19 protein-coding genes are annotated in these 18,817 nt (G+C 71.2%); 11 read left to right on the top strand and 8 right to left on the bottom strand.

Features of this window, described 5'->3' with window-relative positions; genetic code table 11:
* Nucleotides 1–198 precede the first annotated feature (198 nt).
* From D5H78_RS18800 to D5H78_RS18790, 3 genes are all read right to left on the bottom strand, one after another.
* Nucleotides 199–462, bottom strand: a complete 264-nt coding sequence (locus D5H78_RS18800) for a helix-turn-helix domain-containing protein (RefSeq protein ID WP_119952069.1) — start codon at nucleotides 460–462, stop codon at nucleotides 199–201.
* On the bottom strand, nucleotides 462–1,214 hold the full coding sequence (locus tag D5H78_RS18795) for a nuclease-related domain-containing protein (RefSeq protein WP_165865807.1): 753 nt from the start codon (nucleotides 1,212–1,214) through the stop codon (nucleotides 462–464). Before D5H78_RS18795 ends, D5H78_RS18800 begins: the two co-directional genes overlap by 1 nt.
* Before the next feature lie 336 nt (nucleotides 1,215–1,550).
* Complete coding sequence (locus D5H78_RS18790) at nucleotides 1,551–1,976, bottom strand: restriction system modified-DNA reader domain-containing protein (RefSeq protein WP_245941716.1); 426 nt, start codon at nucleotides 1,974–1,976, stop codon at nucleotides 1,551–1,553.
* A 127-nt stretch (nucleotides 1,977–2,103) separates the two neighbouring features.
* Between D5H78_RS18790 and D5H78_RS18785 the strand changes: the two genes are divergently transcribed.
* From D5H78_RS18785 to D5H78_RS18775, 4 genes are all read left to right on the top strand, one after another.
* Nucleotides 2,104–2,445, top strand: a complete 342-nt coding sequence (locus D5H78_RS18785; protein ID WP_119952048.1) for a hypothetical protein — start codon at nucleotides 2,104–2,106, stop codon at nucleotides 2,443–2,445.
* A 303-nt stretch (nucleotides 2,446–2,748) separates the two neighbouring features.
* Nucleotides 2,749–2,928 carry a hypothetical protein gene (locus tag D5H78_RS19500; RefSeq protein ID WP_165865806.1) on the top strand — a complete coding sequence of 60 codons (180 nt, stop codon included), beginning with the start codon at nucleotides 2,749–2,751 and terminating at the stop codon, nucleotides 2,926–2,928.
* Entirely contained in the window at nucleotides 2,925–4,259 is a 1,335-nt protein-coding gene (locus D5H78_RS18780; protein WP_165865805.1) for a DNA cytosine methyltransferase, read from the top strand. The genes D5H78_RS19500 and D5H78_RS18780 overlap by 4 nt, the downstream gene beginning before the upstream one ends.
* 57 nt (nucleotides 4,260–4,316) lie before the next feature.
* Complete coding sequence (locus D5H78_RS18775; protein WP_165865804.1) at nucleotides 4,317–5,258, top strand: XamI family restriction endonuclease; 942 nt, start codon at nucleotides 4,317–4,319, stop codon at nucleotides 5,256–5,258.
* Between the two features lie 96 nt (nucleotides 5,259–5,354).
* On the opposite strand, the gene D5H78_RS18770 is transcribed toward D5H78_RS18775, so the two are convergent.
* Together D5H78_RS18770 and D5H78_RS20380 are read right to left on the bottom strand one after the other, a co-directional pair.
* Nucleotides 5,355–5,882, bottom strand: coding sequence for a hypothetical protein (locus tag D5H78_RS18770; RefSeq protein WP_119952045.1), 528 nt, complete (start codon nucleotides 5,880–5,882; stop codon nucleotides 5,355–5,357).
* A 307-nt stretch (nucleotides 5,883–6,189) separates the two neighbouring features.
* Nucleotides 6,190–6,396, bottom strand: coding sequence for an IclR family transcriptional regulator domain-containing protein (locus tag D5H78_RS20380; RefSeq protein WP_119952044.1), 207 nt, complete (start codon nucleotides 6,394–6,396; stop codon nucleotides 6,190–6,192).
* 236 nt (nucleotides 6,397–6,632) lie between these two features.
* On the opposite strand from D5H78_RS20380, the gene D5H78_RS18760 reads away from it, so the two are divergent.
* Nucleotides 6,633–6,914 (top strand): SMI1/KNR4 family protein, encoded by a 282-nt coding sequence (locus tag D5H78_RS18760; RefSeq protein ID WP_133412101.1) that lies wholly within the window; start codon nucleotides 6,633–6,635, stop codon nucleotides 6,912–6,914.
* A 114-nt stretch (nucleotides 6,915–7,028) separates the two neighbouring features.
* Here D5H78_RS18760 and vsr read toward each other — a convergent pair whose 3' ends face one another.
* The 3 genes from vsr to dcm form a co-directional block, all read right to left on the bottom strand.
* Nucleotides 7,029–7,514 carry a DNA mismatch endonuclease Vsr gene (vsr, locus tag D5H78_RS18755; protein ID WP_119952042.1) on the bottom strand — a complete coding sequence of 162 codons (486 nt, stop codon included), beginning with the start codon at nucleotides 7,512–7,514 and terminating at the stop codon, nucleotides 7,029–7,031.
* A gap of 72 nt (nucleotides 7,515–7,586) precedes the next feature.
* Nucleotides 7,587–8,339: a hypothetical protein gene (locus tag D5H78_RS18750; protein WP_119952041.1), complete on the bottom strand. Its 753-nt coding sequence runs from the start codon at nucleotides 8,337–8,339 to the stop codon at nucleotides 7,587–7,589.
* A gap of 101 nt (nucleotides 8,340–8,440) precedes the next feature.
* The gene (dcm, locus tag D5H78_RS18745) at nucleotides 8,441–10,024 is read right to left on the bottom strand and encodes a DNA (cytosine-5-)-methyltransferase (protein ID WP_119952040.1); all 1,584 of its coding nucleotides are present in this window, start codon (nucleotides 10,022–10,024) and stop codon (nucleotides 8,441–8,443) included.
* 186 nt (nucleotides 10,025–10,210) lie between these two features.
* On the opposite strand from dcm, the gene D5H78_RS18740 reads away from it, so the two are divergent.
* The 6 genes from D5H78_RS18740 to D5H78_RS18710 all read left to right on the top strand — a co-directional run bounded on the left by D5H78_RS18740 (nucleotide 10,211) and on the right by D5H78_RS18710 (nucleotide 18,697).
* Entirely contained in the window at nucleotides 10,211–11,494 is a 1,284-nt protein-coding gene (locus D5H78_RS18740) for a DNA sulfur modification protein DndB (RefSeq protein ID WP_119952039.1), read from the top strand.
* An 86-nt stretch (nucleotides 11,495–11,580) separates the two neighbouring features.
* A complete protein-coding gene (locus D5H78_RS18735; RefSeq protein ID WP_133412100.1) occupies nucleotides 11,581–13,185 on the top strand; it encodes a hypothetical protein in 1,605 nt (534 codons plus the stop codon).
* Nucleotides 13,186–13,290: 105 nt separating this feature from the next.
* Nucleotides 13,291–14,025, top strand: coding sequence for a hypothetical protein (locus D5H78_RS18730; RefSeq protein WP_119952037.1), 735 nt, complete (start codon nucleotides 13,291–13,293; stop codon nucleotides 14,023–14,025).
* Nucleotides 14,026–14,057: 32 nt separating this feature from the next.
* On the top strand, nucleotides 14,058–14,828 hold the full coding sequence (locus D5H78_RS18725) for a hypothetical protein (RefSeq protein WP_119952036.1): 771 nt from the start codon (nucleotides 14,058–14,060) through the stop codon (nucleotides 14,826–14,828).
* Between the two features lie 942 nt (nucleotides 14,829–15,770).
* On the top strand, nucleotides 15,771–16,748 hold the full coding sequence (locus D5H78_RS18720) for a hypothetical protein (RefSeq protein ID WP_119952035.1): 978 nt from the start codon (nucleotides 15,771–15,773) through the stop codon (nucleotides 16,746–16,748).
* 1,382 nt (nucleotides 16,749–18,130) lie between these two features.
* Nucleotides 18,131–18,697 carry an RES family NAD+ phosphorylase gene (locus D5H78_RS18710; protein WP_119952033.1) on the top strand — a complete coding sequence of 189 codons (567 nt, stop codon included), beginning with the start codon at nucleotides 18,131–18,133 and terminating at the stop codon, nucleotides 18,695–18,697.
* Nucleotides 18,698–18,817 lie beyond the last annotated feature (120 nt).

Genomic DNA, 18,817 nt, shown 5'->3' with positions numbered 1-18,817 from the left:
ATAGCGACGTCAGCGGGAGTGCCCTACTCAGCGCTACGGCTGGCCCGGACCTCCGCTCACGTTCGCGCTCGAGGCCTCGCTGGCAGGGTCGTGCCCGTTGCGCTGCACGAGGTGGGGCGGCTGCCGTCCGTCCCTGGACTGCCGGTGAAGAGCCGCCCGGCGAGGAGGGACGGACGCGGCAAGACAGTGCCGCCGGGGTCAGACGGCGTCCTGCGGGGAGTCCGAGCGCGCGATCACTGCGCCCACCCCTCGGCGGCGCACCCCGGCGCGGTCCAGGACGTTGCGCACGGCGGAGAAGGACCGGTCCGTCAGCTCGGCGATCTCGCGCAGCGACCGGCCGGCGGCGTACTCGGCGACCACAAACTTCGACAGCCGCTCGAGCAGCTCCGGCGACGGGCGCGACGTGGCCGTGCCGGCGAACTCCGGCAACGCCCGGCGCACCGGACGCGACGGGTACGCCATCACGGAGCCCCCACCGCTCGGACAGCCGGTGCGGGGGGCCCGGCAGGACCGGCGAGCCCCGCAGCCGGCGGGTCGCCTGGCGCGGCGCGGCGCGGGCCGTCCGCTAGGTCGGTCAGGAGGTCGGGTCGGGCCGCGGCCTGCAGGGCCTGCAGGTGCTCGCGGTGCAGCTGACGGGGGTGGGCCAGCAGCCAGTCGGCCAGGTGCTCGCCGACGACGTAGGTGACGGCGCCGCTGACGACGACCCGCGCAGGGAACGGCGCCCACACGACGACCACCGAACGCGGGGCGGGCACCGCCCGTGACGAGCGCGCGGCCAGGCAGCGTGCGACCACGGCCGCCGTGCGGGTGTGGGCGCGGTGCAGCCCGCGAGCTGTCCACGCCGCGTCCGGGTTGTCGCGGGGAGTCACCGTGGCGCCGGTGCCGTCGACACTGACCACGCCGCCCCACACCTTGCTGTCCAACACGAACAACCCGCCGGGACCGAGCACCAGGTGGTCGACGTTCCCGGCGCCGGGATGCTTCAGGTCGTGCACCACGTGCCACCCCGTGCGCTCGAGGGGACGCAGGACACGCTCAGTGCGCCGCTCACCCTCCGCGCCGCTCGCCCAGTTCTCAATGTGCTTCGGGACCGCGTCCACGGCGTAGAACCAGAAGCCCAGCACGACGCCGAACCACACCGCCCCTACCCACGCCCACGCACCCTCGGCGAGCAGGGACAACGCCAACACGCCGACCGTGAGCGGGACCAGCACCAGCGCGACACGAGGCAGGACCCGCCGGCGCCAGTGCCGGCGCAGCTGCCCGTAGCGCGCCTGGGCGTATCGCCCAGCCCGCGGCCGCCGAAGCACCGACTCCACGCCCACATCACCGCCCCCATCGGCACCCCATCGGCACCCCCTTGACCCGAACTGAGGGAAGCCGGGCCTGTTGCAGAACTGCGGCGACGACCGGCGTCGCCGCACGTCGAGGCTGAGCACGAGCGCGAGGCGAAGGGCCACGGGCGGGGACGGGACGAACTGCATTCTGCGCGGTCGCCTGACGCTCCACGGCCCCTGAGAGTCACGGTGATCCAGTCGCACGTCGCGTCCTCAGCCTGCACGGCCTCGTGGTCGCCCTCCGGACTCGGCGCGAAGCTGCCGCAGGCTCTTCCCGGACGCCAGGTGCCACCAGTGCCTCCACCCGTCGATCTGGCTGCCCACGAGGTCGCGCAACGCCGGTGACGGCTCCGCGTACCGGCCGCGGTCAGTGCGGATCCAGCCGTCGGCCTCCACCCTCCCTGTGAAGGCCTGCCCCTTGCGCACCTGCCTGTGCACGAGCTCGTCACCTGGCTTGAGCAGGCCCACGGCCAACAGCGGGGCCAGCCGGCCGGAACGGACGGCTGCTGCCGTGGTCGTCGGGCTCGCGTCCGCCGCCAGCCCGAGGAGCGCCCGGAGCACGTCGTTGGGCTGCTGGAAGCCGACTGCATGCTCCGCGAGCGCTGCGTACACCTCGTCGTCGATCTCGATCCGCCGCATCACTCCACACTCCAGTTCTCTAGAACCTCTACATCGGGAGATTGACAGAGTGCAGAGAAGCGTGCAAGTCTCGGTGGTGGCGAGCAGCGCCCCGCAGCCCGCTCCAGTCCTGCACGAGGAGTTACGGATGCTCGACCACGGCGGCAGTGCTCGAGCGGGCCAGGACGGCTATCGAGACGTCATCGACGCGCTGAACACGCTTGGCCTGCCCACGGCCTTCACGCAGACCGGCGGCTCGCACGCCGCGCTCGAGGTCCGCCTCGACGACGGGCACACCCTGCTCGTCACCGACGAGGAGGAGTCGCTGTCCTGGGACCGCGACGAGCACGCCGGCTGGGGCGTGGGGCTGTACCGGCCCGGCAGCGAGTACGACGACGGGCCCCTCGCCTTCCACAGCACTGCCGGCAGTTCCCTGCAGGCGCTGCTGCTGGTCGTCGAGCAGCTGCTGCGGCACCGGACCGGTCTCTGACCGTCGCGACGGGGCGCCGCGCGCCTGACGGGACAGGCGGACGTTCCCCTCGGGCAGCCGGTCGTCGCGTGCCGCGACACGCCGTGGGGTAAGCCCCTGCCTTACGCCGGGGCGATCCTGTATCAGGATTCAGCAGTGCCACACCTGCCCGATGCTCGAGTAGCCGCCACGACCGAGGTCGCCGCTGCCCTGGTCGGCGCGAAGCCGTCCGCGCCCCTCGACCGCGCAGACCCGGACGTCCCAGAGCACCCGTCGGCGCCGCCGCGACGGCGCCGACCGCAGTGGAGAGGCGAGCGTCGCGCCGTGCTCGTCCGACTGCCGGTGTCGCTGGACGCGCGGCTGCGCGACGTGGCGCGCGACCAGCGCCTTTCGCTGTCCGAGACGGCCGGTCGGCTCATCGCGCAAGGCCTGCAACTCGACGACCCCGGCAGGAGCGGCCACGGGACCCCTGCACGCGGCGAGCTCCCGCAGGTGCGTCGGTGAGCGCGACCCTGGACCCGGCGACGTCGGCGCGGCGCACGCCACGCAGAGCGGCTCCGGGAGCCGGCGCGCGAGGCGAAGCTCAGCTCGTGAGCTTGTTCTCCGGCGCGGGAGGGCTCGACGTCGGCCTGGAGCGTGCGGGCTGGTCGACGACCGTGGCGACCGACGTCGACGCGGACTGCGTGCGCACCCTTTGCGCGGCGCAGCGGGCCGCACTGCCCGTTCGAGGGCGAACCTCGCACCGGCACCTTCAGGGAGCCCGGCTGCTGCTGCAGGACGTGCGCACGCTCAGCGCGGCCGACCTGCGCCCGGAGCGAGCTCGCGCCGACTGGCGGCCCGACCTCCTGGCCGGCGGACCGCCGTGCCAGCCCTGGTCCTCCGCGGGACACCAGCGGGGACTCGAGGACCCCCGAGGACAGCTGCTCGCGCACATGCTCCGCCTCGTCGGCGAGCTGCGTCCGCGGTTCGTGCTGTTCGAGAACGTCCGTGGCCTGGTCACGGCGCTGGGGCCGACTGGTCGCCCGGGCGAGGTCCTGGAGTCCATCCAGGCCGACCTCGCCGCGCTCGGCTACGCGAGCCGGGTCGCGACTCTCAACGCCGCGGACTACGGCGCAGCGCAGCGTCGAGTGCGCCTTCTGCTGCTCGCCTCCGCGGAGTACGAGCTGCCGGAGTTCCCGGCCCCGACGCACGCGCGCCTTCCCTCCGGCCCGCAGGGCCTCCCCTTCGGCCCGGAGGTCAAGCCCTGGGTCACTCTCGGCGAGACCCTGGACGCGCTGCCCGCCCCCGAGGAGGCCGAGGTGGTGCGCCCTGCCGGGCCGCGTGCGGCCGCGCTGGAGGCTCTCGAGCCCGGGCAGGGGCTGCGCACCGGTGGGAGGGTCGAGGCCAACCGTCCGGGCGGGCACTGGGGCTACCGGCAGGACAGCTTCCTCGCCGACCCGTCACTGCCCTCGCGGACCATCCGTGCCGCGAGCACCCCGGACTGGGTGCGCGAGTCCGACGGCCGACTGCGCCGGCTCACGGTCCGCGAGTGCGCGGTGCTGCAGGGGTTCCCGGCCGACTGGCCCCTGCAGGGAGGCGCGGCGTCGCGCTTTCGGCAGGTCGGCAACGCAGTGCAGGTCGACGTCGCCCAGGCCCTCGGAGAGGTGCTCCTGCAGTCCCTGCGCCGTGGTCCCGCCGCGGTCCCGCCGGTCAGCCCGCCGTGGCCGGCGCAGCTTCTGCGGCGCACCCGCTACACCGCCATGGAACACCGGGTGAACGGGGCCCATCGCGTGCGGGTGCGGGCAGCCGGCCAAGCCGGCGCGAGCGGCGCGACCAGTCCGGCAGTCGAGGCGTAGCGACACGCGGGGTGCGCCACGGGTCGACGAGGCGCAGTCGACGGCACACTGCCGGTCGTGCCCCCAGGCTTCGTCGACCCGCCTCGCTGGAGCGCGCAGGAGCTCAAGGCCGCCCGCGACCTCTCCGAGGCGCGGTTCGCCCAGCAACGCCGAGACGAGGGGCCCAACGCCTTCGCCGACGCCTGCGCGGACGTCCGGCCGAGAGTCGAGGCGGCCCTCGCCGCCTCCGACGACCTGCGTGAGCTCACCGGGAAGGTGTTCCGCGACGACCCCGGCGCCTGGCAGGTCTTCCGCTACGTGTGCGGTCCCCCGATCAGTCAGGAGGACCTGTGGACCCTCGTCGGAGGACCTCGGTTCAAGAGGGTTCCTCCGCAGTACGCCGACGCCACCGCCGCGGCGCTGCGGCTGGTCGTGGACAACGTCCGCTTCCCCTGGGTCGCCGACGGACGTGCGCCCACCGAGCACGAGCGCCGCGCTGCGGTGCTCGCCACGACAGTCCTGCATGCCGCGCAGATGCTGGGCACCAGCCGCCGCGGGGAGGCGTCGCTTCGCCAAGAGGACGCGACGGCCGCGGCGCTGGCTGCGGCCGGGTACCAGCTCGAGCCCAGCCGACGGACACTGCGGGTCCTCGACGAGCTGCCCCGCGGCACCTACAGCCGCGAGCGCAAGATCGCCGCGGGACCCGGAGGTGCGGAGAAGCCGGCCAAGTGCGACGTGCCCGTGCGCCTGCTCGACGGACGGCTCTTCGCCGTCGAGTGCAAGGTGTCCAACGGTCCGAAGAACAGCTGGAAGCGGGTCAACCGCGAGGTCGGCGGCAAGGCGGAGACCTGGCGGCAGGCCTTCGGCAGCCAGGTCCTCACCGCCGTCGTCCTGGCCGGCGTGTTCGACCTCTCCTGCCTCGTGACGGCTCAGGGGAGCAGCCCCGCCAACGGCGTCGTGCTGCTCTGGGAGCACGACCTCACCCCTCTCACCGACTTCGTCGCCGCCGCCGCGTCCTAGCGGCCCAGCTCGGGTCTGGCGAACAAGGGGTGCGTCGGCCTCCCACACAGCGGGGGTCGCAGCGACGACGCCGCGACCCCCCTGTGACGGTGCAGGTCAGTGCCCGGCGCGAGCCGCCTGAGGGGCGTTGGCGTCGAACCACTCGATGAACTGCTTGACCGTGCCGATCTGCGCGATCCGCTTGTGCAGCGCCTTCTGGTCGTGGCCGGGCACCCAGTCGCCCCGCGGGATCGGCTCGCCGCAGCCGCAGGAGCAGACACGCAGGTCGAAGCGAGGGTCGGGCACGTAGGTGATCGGGTTGCGCGCGCCCACGATGGGCGCCGGCCCGCCGACGTAGACGTCGTGGACGCGGTCGCCGGGCTGCAGGATCCTGCCGACGAGCGCGCGACGGTTGCTGGAGGTGGGCTCGATGGCGTCGATGGCGAGGGCCATGCGGACGATCCCCTTGTAGCTGAACAGCGCGTAGCGTTCGGTGTCGGCCCGCTCTCCCAGGACCCAGCAGCCGCGGTTCACGGCGTAGAGGTCCGCCTGCGACATGTCGGCGGCGAAGCCGACGTGGTTGCGCCCGAGCTCGTCCTCGACGGGGTCGACGGGGCGACGGTCGCCCAGGGTGATGTGCAGCATGCGGCCTCCGCGATAGTTGGATCTCAGGCTCGCACTTACCCGTGCGACCCTGCCTGTTCAACTATGGTGACACGCTGCGGGATAGCCGTCAACCCCCTCGAGCAAACTATCCGACGGTGAGTGCGGGCAGGTGTTCCGGTGCCTCTCACAGGGGATTCGCCCTGCTCGGTGGCCGCGCTCCCGCAGGTCCGAGGGGGGAGCGCTGCTGCGTGCGGACTCGGGCGATCTGCAGCGAGGTCCTGCATCGAGGAGTCGCCGGAGTCACGAGGTGCGGTCCTCGGCGGTGCCCGGGCGGCTGTCCCTGGTGCTACGCGAGCGTGCCCGCGGCTCGGAGCTTGTCGACGACGTCGTCGGCCGTGCGACGCAGGGCCACGACCGTGTCGTTCACCCGCTCCCGGAGTCGCTCGGTCGGGCCCACCACGACCAGTGCCGCTGCCACTTCACCGTGGCCGTCCCTGACGGGCACCGACGTCGCCGCCGCCTTCCGCCGCCTCGTGGACCTGCACCGGAAGATTGGCTCCCGGGTGCCTGACTACCTGCGCCCTCCGGCCACTGAACGCGACCTGAGGCAGGCCGAGAAGCAGTTCGGACTGGCGCTGCACCCCGACGTCGTTGAGCTGTACCGCCTCGCCGACGGCGTGGACCGACAGCGCTGGTACGACAAACCTCGCGTCCCCCCCCCGGCTAGTGCCGGAGGCGGAGTTCCCGGGCTTGGCTGCCTCGCTCAAGCAGGGCCAGAGCCTCCGCAGGGTGGCGCAGGACGAGGGTGACGACGGCAGGATGTGGCGCAGATCGTGGTTCCCGCTTCTGCGACTTCACGGAGCCGAGGTGCTCGCAGTGGATTGTGTCGACCCCGGCGGCCGAGTGTGGATCGTCCGCTGGGAGGCCGACGAGATCGGGCCGGTCGCGCCCGACCTCGCGACGCTGCTAAATCGTTCCACAGACAGGATGCGCGCATACGACGTCACCACCAGCGACGGAGGATTTGCCCTTGAGCTCCCGCCTGACGACCCACCCTCGGGCTGGTACTGACGCTGAAGTCACGCATGCCCTTTCTCTTTCTCGATCTGGCTTGACTGTCCTGCCATGGCGTGCAGCCGAACTGTGTGCTCGTCGGAGGCGCTCTTGCCGCTCGTGCAGCGGCTCCTAGGTCAGCGCCTCCGGCCCGTCGACAGCCGGCGCCGTCTTCGAGACGGTGACCCGGCTGGAGGCTTGGCTCCGGCGCTGTCCCCCGCTACAGCGTCCAGGGCGTCGAGCGGCCCAGGCGGCGGCGACGACGTCGGCGGCGTCCGCGCTTGGCTGGTGCTCCCAGAACCGGAGTGGCAGCCAGCCCGCGTCGAGGAGCGATCTGTCGGTCTCGCGGTCGCGGGTGACGTTGCGGGCCAGCTTGTCCTTCCACCACTCGGCGTTGTGTCGGGGTTCGGTGCCGTGCTCGGGGCAGCGGTGCCAGAAGCACCCGTCCACGAAGACCGCGATCCTCGCAGCGGGAAAGACCAGGTCGGCGCGACGGCGCAGCTCGGGTAGTGGCCGCGCGTCGACGAGGTAGCGCAGGCCGCGGCGGTGCAGGAGGCGGCGCAGCGCCAGCTCCGGGGCGGTGTCACGACGCTTCTGGCGGCGGAAACGTGCTTGCACCGAGGCCGAGCTGGCTGGTGGGACCGGCGGGCCCGCGCCGCCGGTCCTTGCGCTCTTCTGCGGGATCGGACGTCACCCCCCTGAGCTGACCCGCGGTGGTTCGAGCTCCAGCTCCTCGCGCAGGGCCCGCTCCAGCTGGTTGGCGAAGCGCGGCGGGTGCAGCTCGACGCAGTGCCCCATCACGTAGCTCGCACTGATCTTCCGGTTGTTGACGGTGCCTCCTCGAGCCAGGAGGTACCTGACGCGGTCCCGCACCGCCTGGACGGCGACTTCCCGGCTGTACAGATGGTCGGTTGCACGGGGTCCGCGGCGTACGTCGGCCCGCTCGCGGTACAGGTTCGGTTGGTCGTTCGCGCCGTCGGCGTTCCACTGGTTCTTCAGCAGCGTGCGCATGTCCTGGTAGGTGTACACGTCCTTGTCGCCCAGCACCCGGGTCGCGACCTCGTCATCGACGGCCCCGGGCACCACCTCCAGCAGCGTCAGGTCGTGGCGCAGGTACTCCTGCTCGGCCTGGTTCCAGGGCCGCATCATCCGGGGCGAGCCGTACCAGAGCCGGTACGGCCGGTCGTCGCGCGGTGCGAACCAGCCGAAGGCGAAGTGCATGGTCGACCAGCGCTGCAGCTGGCGCATGCCGGTGTCGCGACCGGTGCCGAAGTCACCGTCCTGCGGTGCGCTCTTGCACTCGAAGAGCACACGGTGCTCGACGCCGCCGACGAGCACATCGGTGTGCCCGTCGGCCTCGTCACGTGCTCGACCCTCCCGTTGGGCCAAGTTGAGCTTGTCGACCATCGCCCGCTCCCGGGCGTCGTCCTGGTTGAACGCCATGGCAGAGCACCCTCTCGCACACGCCGGGCTGCCGGTGCGCCCTGAGGGTTACGGCGCGCCGTTTCGTCCCTGACCTGACCTGCTGTGCTGGTGCGATCAGGTCAGGTCAGGGCGGCCGCCATCGACTGGGCGACGGCGTAGGCCATGGGCGGCGGCACGGCGTTGCCGATCTGCCCGAGCTGCATGTACGTGGCGCCCTGGAACGGCCAGTCCTCCGGGAAGCCCTGCAGCAGCGCCACGTCCGGCACGGCGAGCCTGAAGTGCCCGTTCGCCGCAACGAAGGCCCTGGCTCGCTCCCGGTCCGGGGCGACACCGTTCGGCCACACCTGCAGGCGCTCGAACACCCGCTGAGCGGCGGTGCTGTTCAGGATCGAGGTCGTGTGCCGAGGCCCGGTGAGGGTGCTGCGGATCGTGGGGGACAGGCAGTCGAACCCGATGTCCGGCAGGCCGAGCGCCTCGCGCACTCCCATGGTGCGCGGCAGGCCGGAGGGAGGCTCGCCCGGCGGCGTCCAGGCGTGGGTGGGCGAGGGAGGGGTGTACCGAGCTGCCTGGCGGCGACGTCGGAACCCGACCCACACCACGCGGCGCCGGGTCTGCGGCACGCCGAAGTCCTCGCTGCGCAGCAGCATCCGGGTGATCGTGTAGTCCCGCGAGAGGGGTCCGGTGATCACCTGCTCGACGTAGGCGGCGAACTTGCGGGAGGTCAGCGCCGGGACGTTCTCGGCGACGAACGCCAGCGGCCGCACCGCCCGCACCGCGCGAACAAAGGCCGGCCAGCCGTCCCGCGGGTCGAGCTGACCGCGCTGGCGACCAGCGACCGAGAACGGCTGGCACGGCGGCCCGCCGTGCAGCACGTCGACCTGGTCGCGCCATGACCGCCAGTCCACCTCGCCGACGTCCCCTGCGGCGCCGCCGAACACCTGCCAGTCGGGGTGGGCCTTCTGCAGCGTGGCAGCGGCGTCCTGCAGGAGCTCGAACGAGGCGACGTGCGCGAACCCGGCCCGGTGGAAGCCGAGGTCGAGGCCGCCGCCACCGGAGAAGAGGGACAGCGCCTGCAGCCCTCGTCGAGGTGTCTCGGGCATGAGGTCCACCGGTCGGAGCGCAGGCTGGTTCACCTCGTGCAGCGGCCGGGCACCCGTGCCGGCCAGCGCGGCAGCCTTCGTCGACCGGGAGAGCCGGGCGATCTGTCGGAACGCCGCCCGCTGCTCCGCGGTCAGGGCCCGGGGCTCATGGTGAGGGTGGGTGCTCGCGATCCGGGAGGGCACGAGCAGGACCGGGCGTGGGTCGTGGGGCTCGTCGGCCGGCGAGATCGAGCCGATCGGGGACTCCGCCCTCGTGAGGGGGTCCTGGGCCTGAAGCTGCCCGTGGCCGGCGGTCGACCCGTCGACGGACACGAGGTCGTGCAGGGCGCGGCGCAGCTCCAGCGACGACAGTTCCTGTCGCTGCCGCCTGCCCTCGCGGGTGCTCACGACCAGGCCGTTGCTGCGCAGCTCGTTCAGGTGATGAGACAGAGCCGTGCGCGACACCCCGAGCTCGCGGGCCATGACCGACGGGTAGGCCCTGCCGTCCCTCACCAGGATCGTCAGCACACGTCGGCGGGTGCCGTCGGCGAGCGCCTCCCCCAGCGGCGCCAGCGGCGCAAGACCGTCAGGCAGACCGTCGAGGTCGGGCGAAGGGAGGTGCACCTCGGCGACGCTACAGCTGCGATTGAACAGTGCGGCGGCGCCACGCCGGGCGCGACGTCAGGTCGAGGGGCTCGACAAAATATTGAGGTCGGCTGCAACTCTTGACACGGAAGCTGGCTGGCTGCTAACTTTTACTCCAGGTCAGCAACCTGCTGTACCGGTCCTACAACAGTTAGGAAGCCCATCGTGTCGTCCCTCACCGCCTCCCTCAACGCGCTCAACACCTCCACCGTCACCGGCGTCCGGCGCAGCGACAGCTTCGTTGCCGTCCGTCTCAAGCAGGGCGCCCGCACCGTGTACGCCGTCCAGCTGCCCCTGGAGGACGTCAGCCGGGTGCTGCCCGTGCCCGACCCGCAGCACCCCACCCCGGGCAACCGCAAGGTCGACGCCAAGCACGCCACGGACTTCGGCAAGTACGTGCGCCGGCACCCCGAGTGGGTCGCGCCGCCGCTGCTCGTGCGCGACAACGGCAAGTGCACGTTCACCAAGCAGCTGGAGCTGCCCGGCGGCATCGAGGTGGGGATTCTCGAGGTGCCGCACGGGGCCGTGCTGAAGATCGTCGATGGTCAGCACCGCGTCCTCGGCCTGCACGACGCCACCGCGGCCATCAGCCGGGAGGAGGACGAGCTGCTCGAGCAGCTCGCGCGGGCCAAGGGGCGCGGCGCCGACACCAGCGAGCTCGACGAGAAGCTCGCGGAGCTGGCCGCCGACAAGGAGCGCTTCGCCACTGAGCACCTCGGTGTGTACGTGTACGAGGAGGGCTCGCCGGACGCCTACGAGCAGATGTTCTTCGACGTCGCCGACAACGCCCTCGGCATCCGCCAGGCCGTCAAGGTCCGCTTCGACAACCGCAAGCTGATCAACCGCACCTTCGACCCGGTCGCCAAGCACAAGCTGCTGCAGGGCCGCGTCGACGTCGAGCAGGACCGCATCACCGGCGGCAACCAGAACCTGCTCGGCGCCAAGCACGTCATCGAGATCGTCCGCTCGGTGAACGTCGGCGTCATGGGCCGGATCACCAAGAAGCGGGAGGCCGAGCTCGACGACGAGTCGACGGTGGAGAACGCGATGGCCTTCCTGGACAGCCTGGTCGACGGCTTCCCGGACCTCGCGGCGGTCGCCGACGGCACGCTCACCCCGCCGACGCTGCGCACGCGCAGCCTGACCGGCTCCCTGACCATGCTCCGGGTCCTCGCCGGCGTCTTCCACAACCTCGTGCTCGCCAGCGACGACGAGGACGAGACCTGGACCCCGGAGCAGGTCGCCGAGTTCTTCGGCCAGCTCGCCCCGCACATGGAGGCGCCCGTCGCGCCGACGTCGGTGTGGCTGACCGCTCAGGACTTCGACCCCAACCGCGGCGGCGTCCCGGACTTCACCCGCGGCGCCTACGGGCCCCAGGCGCGGTCGCAGAACATCAAGCACCTCACCGAGGTGATCACGGACTGGGCCTGGAACGGCGTGCCGGCCTGACACGCCTCGGGTCGGAGGGCGACGCCAGCGCACTCCGACCCGAGGCCTTCGGGCGCTGCCCACCACCCGCCAACAGAGGAGGAACCATGGCGCTGATTTACCGCTCCGTGTACGAGTCGGCCCACGCCGACGGGCAGGAGCACCTCGAGGAGGCCTTCGCGGCCTGGCTCGACAGCAAGGACCTCCCTACCGGCGTCCCGACCTCCGGGGCGCGGGTCCTGCCCGGAGGCCAGCAGGTCTACCGGGCCAGCGTCGCCGCCGACGGCCTCGAGGCGCTCCGCCTGGCGCTACAGGAGCCCCGCCCCCAGGAGACCTGGCGGACCACCCTCACCGCCGTCCGGCAGGACACCGGCCCCTGGCACGTGGTCCTCGACCTTGAGCGCACCGGTGACGGACCGCCGCCGGTCCCGTTCGCGCCGAGGCTGGTGGGCGCCCTCCTGGGGCCTGCGACGTCCAGCCCGGCCGGCTTCCCCCTGCGCGCGGCTCCGGTCCTGGTGAGCCGTGTCGAGGACGCAGCGGTGGTCCTGAGCTTCCTGCGCGCCCCCGAGCGCGACGTGCCGGTCGTCGTGGCGCACGACACGCCCGGTGTCGTGGACCGGCTCGCCGCCGCAGTCGCCGGGGTGGCGCTCGTGGTTCACCTCGTGGCGCCGGCCGCCGCCGCCTTCAACGCCAACGTCGGCCCGGGCTACCGCCTGCGCCGCGGCGCCTGGCGCACCTACTGGCCCGGTCTGGGCGAGCCCGACGACGACCCGCGCCGCCACCGGGCGCTCTCTCCCGAGACGCTGCAGGCGGACGCGCACCGGGCGATGCGCGTCGTCGCCGGCTCCTTCCGCAGCGACGCGCTCGCCAAGCCGCTGCCCGTGCTGCTGCGCGACCACGTCGCCGACCTGCCGGGGTTCCGCTCCGCCGAGCGCGTCACCCGTCGCGAGTCGGCTCCCGACGAGGGCGCCCAGGCACGGCTCGCCACGGCCGCCCAGGTCGAGCACGAGCTCGTCGAGCTCGTGGAGGAGGCCGAGCGCAGCCTCGCCGACGAGCGCGCAGCCCGTGCGCAGGCCGAGCACGACCGAGACGGCGCCGTCCTGGAGGCAGCTACCCAGGCCGCAGAGCTCTCTGCGACGCTGAGCCGCGTCCAGTTCCTCGAGAAGGAGCTGCTCAAGGCAGACGTGCGCCCCTGGGAGCTGACAGCGCCACCTGTCCCTGCGGTACCGGGGTCCTTCGACGAGCTCCTCGACGCGGCCGAGGCGCACCTCCCCCTCCTCGAGCTCGGACCCAGAACCGCCGCCAGCCGCGACCTCGACGACCACACCCGGTCCCTGACCTGGGCGGCGAAGGCATGGGATGCCCTGCTCGCCCTGCAGTCCTACGCCGAGGCCCGGGTCAAGGGGGAGTTCGAAGGCAACTTCGAGCAGTGGTGCCGCGACTGCCCGACCGGCGCCCGCGTCGTCTCGGCGAACGCGCTGGGCATGACCGAGCACGACACCGTGCGGACCAACCCCACCATGCGCGAGGCGCGCACCTTCCCCGTCCCGACCGACGTCGCCCCTGAGGGCAGGGTGACGATGTGGGCCCACTACAAGGTCGACAACAGGGACCCCGCGCCTCGGCTCCACTTCCACGACGACACTCGGGGCACCGGCATGGTCTACGTCGGCTACCTCGGCCGGCACCTGCCGAGCCCGAAGACCAACTGAACCGTCGGAAGCCGCGCTGGACGCGCACTCGGCTGCTAGTCTTTGCCTCCTCTGACCGGCAACGCTCCACTGGGGAGCCGACCCGCACGAGGGATTGGATCAGCCATGAGCTGGCGCGACAACGACCTGGCTCTCGAGGCCCTCGCCGTGCAGGGCTACTGGGACGAGGACACCAGGACCCTCGAGCAGAACACACTCGCGCTGTCACTGCGCGACGTGTTCCTGCGCAACCCCGTCCGGTCGTCGGCACAGGACGTGCTCGACAAGAAGACGACGCTTTTCCAGGCGGGGCTCACCAAGCAGCAGGTCCTCGACAAGGTGCTTCCTGGCTTCCGGGAGAAGTACGAGCTCTCCGACGAGGAGCGGACGCTGCTCAAGAAGCACCCGAAGGACCACCCCGAGCTCGAGGAGCGGGACAAGGCGATCAGCGAGGTGTCCGCACTGCTGTGGGGCACGCTGGGCAAGACCAGCCGCGCCGGTGCAGTGCAGGCGCTGATCGTGCAGAGGAGCCTCCTGCTCATCGAGGCCAAGACCACCCGGGACGGCGCCCCTGTGACGGTGAAGGCCGCCACGGACGCCCAGGACCTCATCATTGAGTTCTACGTCCGCCCTCGCGGGGACCAGCTGGTCAAGGTCAGCGGCGGCGTCCGCGACGACTGCACCATGGTCGGCATGACGTTCGAGGGCATCAGCGAGCGGATGAAGCGCGAGCTCGGCTCGCACGTGACCACGGCGGTGGGTCGTCTGATGCAGGTCGCCGCCCCGGACTTCGCCGCCCTCGACGCGAGTCCGGCGACCAAGCCGGCGAAGGCCATCGTGTCGGGCCACGCGAAGGGCTAGCACTCTTGACCTCCCTGTCCTGGGAGGCCTGCGTGGCCGAGGGGGTCCGCCTGGCCCAGGCGGACCCCCTCGACCGGTGGGCCATCGGCGACCTCGCCGTCGAGGCGATCCCGCCCGGGAGAACGAGGGCGGAGAAGTCGGCGGCCCAGCGACGCCTGGAGCTCTTCTCCGGGGAGACCGGCCTGTCGCTGGGCCTGCTGAAGGACTGCTACCGGACGTCGCAGGCCTGGCCGCCCGGCGCCCGTCTGCTCGGCATCTCCCACTCCAAGCACTCCACGGTGGCGAACCGCCCGGACCGCGTCAGCGCCCTGCTCGACGAGGAGATGGCCGGCGGCCTGCCGAACAAGCTCCGCACGAAGGTGGAGAGGGCCGAGGAGCTGCTCCGCGACCCGCAGGTGAGGGCCGCCGTCATCGACCGGTCGAAGACGCGGAGCCGCCGCGTCGCTGCGGCTGCGCGGGCCGTCGAGGACGAGGAGCTGGTCAAGGCGCGGACCTACCAGCGCATCCAGGAGGCCGACGCCAAGGCCCAGCTCGCGGCTCCGGAGATCCTCTCCAGGCTGGCCGAGAGGGCCATCAGGGGCAACGTCGCCCTGGCCAAGATGGTCACGGAGCTGCTCGACCTGAAGTCCGTCATTCACCAGGTGCCGCCGCAGTACCACGACCGCACCGCCGAGAACCTCACCCAAGTCAGCAGGGCGGCTGAGCGCGCCCTCAACGCACTCCGACCAGCGACCCGGTCACCTCAACCCCGTGACGTCGTCGTCATCTCGACGGACGACCAGCCGGGGGCAGAGCACCGCTAGCCAGTCGGAAGCCCGGACCTCGGGCGGGAGACCTCCAGCCCGAGGTCCGGGCCCCTCGTCCTCGTCACTGCACCGTGCACCTGCTCCATGGTGCCGGAGCGCGGCGCGAACGGGCCGGAGCGGTAGCAGGCGCCGTGGTCGGTCAGCGCCCGGTCGACGGTGATCCCGACCGAGGCGAACCAGGCAGCGGCGGGTCCAGAACGCCGCCTGGCATGGGCCTTACTCGTCGGATGATGCGGGCCGGGCCCCGGGCCGCGGGATCGGTGCCTCGTCGTCCAGGAAGTTGGACTTGATCCGCAGCCGGTGCAGGTAGTCGAGCATCGTGACCGGGCGCACGCACCTTTCCCCTCGGCCCCCTGCTTCCCCCCGTGGGCAGGTTCGCGGTCGTGCCGTGGCCGTGCCGTGGCCGTGGCGCCGGCCTGCCGGCGGCCGGTCGGCCTCCTTCTCCGTCGTCCAACTGGCGGGCTTGCTTCTCGTTGGGCTCGCGGGCCGTTCCGCCACCAGCAACAGTGCCCTCTGACACCGCCACCTCGCACCTTTTCCTCGAGGTGGCTAGCAGGGTCGTGCCCGCGGTCGCGCTGCGAGCGCTCTTCGGTCCCGGCGAGTAACTCCCTTCGGCCGTCGGCAAAGCCCAGGGAGACGCTCTCGCGGCGCTGCAGATCAGGCAGGCCGGGAGGTACGGCATCTCCTACTTGTGTGGTTCGGTCAGACCTGGAACGTTCAGCGCGCCGACGAGGGCTGGTGCCCGTACTCCGGCGGCGTCTACAGCCCCGGCGACATCGCCGGCGGGCACTATGACCACGTCCACATCTCCGTGCATCGAGAGGCGGCCGTCGTTGCATTCACTAACCCGTTCGAACAGTTGGGCCAGGCTTTTCGCCGCCACAGGCGATCGGGCGGGCTGGGTTTGCCGCGACCAGTGCGGTAGTTCGGCGGCTCGGCATGGCTAAGCGCTTCAATTTTCGCCAGCGGTTCGAGTTGGCGCCTGGCGGGCGACTCCCCTTCTCGGAACCGACTGTTCTGCTATTCGAGGACGATAGCACCTCGATTCAACTGAGAAGCCTGGAGGATAAGCCCCTTTCTGAAGCGAGCATGATGTGCATATTGGGCAGCGGCTATCTGAGTGAATCGTTGGCCAGGGCGGCTGGCGAGCAATGGCGCAACGGGATGCAGAAAGCGTTGGCCGGAGTTAAACTCGGAGCCAACTTCGGGCTACGCAATCCCAATATGGGGGGTTTCACCGACGTCATTTTAGAGCAGATCACGCGAGAGACGGGCATCCCTGTGTACCGGGACTCTTGGGACATTATGGTTTTCCCGTCGGAGCCAAGTCCCCAGTTCAGCTCCGCAACTGCGAGTGGCCACATCGTGGTCGGGGAGACCGTGCTGCGGGCCTCGGTCGCGGCGGCTATGGGCGGAGACTCGCTTAACGAGGTGGACGAAGTTGCTTTCGATCTGTTCACCGCCTCGCTGCGAAGTTCCCATCTAGCCGACGTCCGAGTCGTCCTGCTCGTAATGGCCGTAGAATGTCTGATCGAGCGACGTCAGCGGCCTCAAGCGACGGTCAAGTACCTCACGGAACTGGTTGAGCGCACCTCGAGGAACAGTGCTCTGGAGGCCTCGGAGCGCGAAGCGCTGTCGAACGCCCTGCGTAGCCTGGCATATGAGTCAACCACCAAGGGCGCGAAGACTCTCGCCCAGCAGGTAAACGCTGGCTCGCACGCCGAGGAACCCACTGCTCTGGTCGCAGAAGCGTTCAAGATGCGGCACTCGTTAGTTCACGGCGGTCGCCGGCCGGACCTCGAGCGTGTTCGCTACGTTGGGGCCAACCTCGAACCGATGGTCGGGGAGTTGATCGCTGGACCCGCGGTGGCCCAGTCGGTGATTCAGGCGCGTCTTGATCTGGGAGTACGAGAATGAGCGCCGCGCGGGCCGGTAGCGCCGCCGGTCAGGGGCGGTGCCGTGATGTGGACGGTGCTGCTCGCCTCGGCCGCCGTTATGGGTTGGTGCGCGGCGCCGCGTGCACCTTCTGCGCTGGGCGGTGTACCTGGTGCTAGCCGTCTCGCTGCTGTGCCCTGGGCTTGCACTTGGCGCGCAGCCCGCGCCGAGCCCCAGGCGCTGCTGCTACTCAGCCTCGACGAACCGTTCGCGCCCCCGCCTCGGACGACGGCAGCAGCTCGGCACGGTGCCGTGCCGTGCCGTGCCTCGCCGTGCCGGGTGCCGCGGCGCTTCAGTGCTGCAGGTACCGGTGCAGCCCTGCGTGCTGCGTTGCTTGCGTATCTTGCGAGCGCGGGTCGGGACGCGTAGTGTGAGGCGATGCCAGGTCTTACTACTTCCACTCGTCGGGCCGTGGCCCTCCCCAGGGCGAAGTACTCCCAGGTCAAGCGGGTCAGTAGGTCAAGGGTTAGGTGGAGCAAGGCTGCGAAGGTAGGAGCCAAGGAGGCCGACGTGCTGCGGCGCGGTCCACGCGCTCGGGCCGGCGTGGCTGAGGTGGCAGCGACTCCCAACCAGGATCCCATGGCTCCCAAGGGAGGCAGGTCAACCGCAGGTACCGGCACATCAACGCGGCAGCGCGGGCCAAGCCGATCGAAGGCCGCGAAGGGATCGCCACAAGTCCGCGAGGCGCTTGACGCTGTCGCCGACCTTCTCGAGCATGCTTCCGCAACCGCCGCAACCCGCCTGCTCGAGGCTGCGCAAGCTCCAAGGGCGGACGGGTCGGCCTATGACTCCTATTGGGGTCCGCAGCCGCGCCGGGAGGAAACAGCAGCGGGAGTCCTGGCGAACCTGCAACTCCAGTTCAAAGCCCGTCGCGCCGTGGAGCTGGCCTCACTGACGCGGTCGGACGCCGCAGCCCTGCTCGGCACCTCAGAGCAAGCCGTGACGGACCTGCTCGAGGCTCGCCGGCTGCTCGGCCTCAAGCAGGGCCGACGCTGGCTCATCCCAGCCTGGCAATTGAACGCGGAAACCGAGCGCGGCGTGCTTCCCGGGCTAGACCGGGTCGCGGCCCACTTCCCGGGTGGGCTCGTTGCGCTCTCCTCCTGGGCAACGACAGCAAGTCCCGACCTCGACGGGCACACACCCGCGCAAGCGCTCGCCCGAGGTGCTGTCGACCGCGTTGTGTCCGTCGCCCGGTCCCTCTCCGCCGCAGGGTGGTAAGGCCGCTTGACCCGCCGTCGCGGCCACTGCCGTCCTGCTCCGCGACTTTGACATGGACGTGGTCTCTCCCTGCGCCCACCAGTACCTGGGGGTGGTCCCGGGTCTACCACAAGGGACCTCACGCCCCCAGCGGTGCCAGCGCCAGGGTGTTCGGGCCCCTGGCGCGCCTTGACCCCCACACCCCACCGCACACGGCGCCTGCCGTCGACCCGCAAGGACGGAGCGTGCTCTATGTGGGCGAGAACCTACTCACCAGCGCGTGCGAGGTCTTCGGGGAAAGCAAGGAGGCTCTGTTGTGCCCCAACTGGCGGGTCGCGGTTCTTCGTCCGGTGCGTCCGCTCGTCCTGTTCGACCTGACCGCCCCCGGCGCGGCCCAGACCATCGGCGCGCTGCCCGCCCTGGCCGACGGCCACTACGCGCGCGACCTCACCCAGCAGTGGGCACGGGCGATCTACGAGGACCAGCCCACCGGCGCGCCCGTTAACGGCGTTCGGTACCGCTCCGGCTACGAAGGAGGCGAAGCCCTCGCGTTATGGGACAGCGCAGGAGCCGTGGCTGTTGCCACCGATGCGAATGGCGCCTTCGTCGACCGAGCCCTGCGTGATCCCCTGATCCTTGGCCGGCTCGAAGGTCCGTTGGTCACCCGTCACATCACGACCCACATCATCTCGTCTATGGAGTGTCCCTCCTGCTCACCATCCCCCTCTTTATAAGACATTGTGGTCGAGACTGCGCTTAGCTGCTAGACGTCGCTACCAACGCCCATCGTCGCCCCTCGATGCGGGGGCCGCCCGGCGGCAGGGTACGCGAGCAGATTACCCACTTGCACGTTC

It is taken from the genome of Vallicoccus soli, assembly GCF_003594885.1.
Lineage (GTDB): Bacteria > Actinomycetota > Actinomycetes > Motilibacterales > Motilibacteraceae > Vallicoccus > Vallicoccus soli.
This window is presented reverse-complemented; position numbering and strand designations above follow the sequence as displayed.

Excerpts from the sequence above, each read along its gene's own strand:
- D5H78_RS18785 (WP_119952048.1), top strand. The coding sequence starts at position 2,104 with ATGCTCGACCACGGCGGCAGTGCTCGAGCGGGCCAGGACGGCTATCGA.
- D5H78_RS18750 (WP_119952041.1), bottom strand. The coding sequence starts at position 8,339 with ATGGCGTTCAACCAGGACGACGCCCGGGAGCGGGCGATGGTCGACAAG.
- D5H78_RS18720 (WP_119952035.1), top strand. The coding sequence starts at position 15,771 with ATGGCTAAGCGCTTCAATTTTCGCCAGCGGTTCGAGTTGGCGCCTGGC.
- D5H78_RS18790 (WP_245941716.1), bottom strand. The coding sequence starts at position 1,976 with ATGCGGCGGATCGAGATCGACGACGAGGTGTACGCAGCGCTCGCGGAG.
- D5H78_RS18730 (WP_119952037.1), top strand. The coding sequence starts at position 13,291 with ATGAGCTGGCGCGACAACGACCTGGCTCTCGAGGCCCTCGCCGTGCAG.
- D5H78_RS18735 (WP_133412100.1), top strand. The coding sequence starts at position 11,581 with ATGGCGCTGATTTACCGCTCCGTGTACGAGTCGGCCCACGCCGACGGG.
- D5H78_RS18800 (WP_119952069.1), bottom strand. The coding sequence starts at position 462 with ATGGCGTACCCGTCGCGTCCGGTGCGCCGGGCGTTGCCGGAGTTCGCC.
- D5H78_RS18770 (WP_119952045.1), bottom strand. The coding sequence starts at position 5,882 with ATGCTGCACATCACCCTGGGCGACCGTCGCCCCGTCGACCCCGTCGAG.